Here is a 425-nt window from a genome sequence, read left to right as displayed (position 1 = left end):
CGCCTCCTCATCGGCCGGTCCGGCGACGATGTGCAGGCCCTGCTGGTCTCGACGCCGGCCTCCGCAACAGCATCGGCGTCGGTGTCGGAGGTCGGCGTCTCGCCGCTTCCCATGCAGCCGGTCGTCCGCACGGTCACGAGCCACCCGACGGTCGCACCGGGAGCGCACATCAGCGATCTGCTCACTGTGGAGGTCGCTTCCGGCGACGGGCTCCTCCCCACGTGGGGCGTATTCGACGACGGCACGGGGATGTCACCGATCGTCGTCACGGTGCAGAGTTCGCTGCTCGGCCCGTTCGACTCCCCCATCGAGCACGCACCGTCCATACCCGAAGGCGCCCCCACGGCGTGCACCGTGACCACGGAGGTCTCCGCCCCGGGCGACTACCGCACACCCGAATGCGTGCTGCAGCACCCGGGCTACTA

The 425-nt window shown here is 70.1% G+C and carries 1 protein-coding gene; it reads right to left on the bottom strand.

Annotated features, from left to right (window positions below; genetic code table 11):
• On the bottom strand, positions 1–269 hold a 269-nt coding region (locus AB4Z02_RS19145; RefSeq protein WP_441972959.1), incomplete at its 3' end, for a hypothetical protein.
• Positions 270–425: the final 156 nt, after the last annotated feature.

The organism is Pedococcus sp. 2YAF34, from assembly GCF_052114585.1.
GTDB lineage: Bacteria > Actinomycetota > Actinomycetes > Actinomycetales > Dermatophilaceae > Pedococcus.
This window is presented reverse-complemented; position numbering and strand designations above follow the sequence as displayed.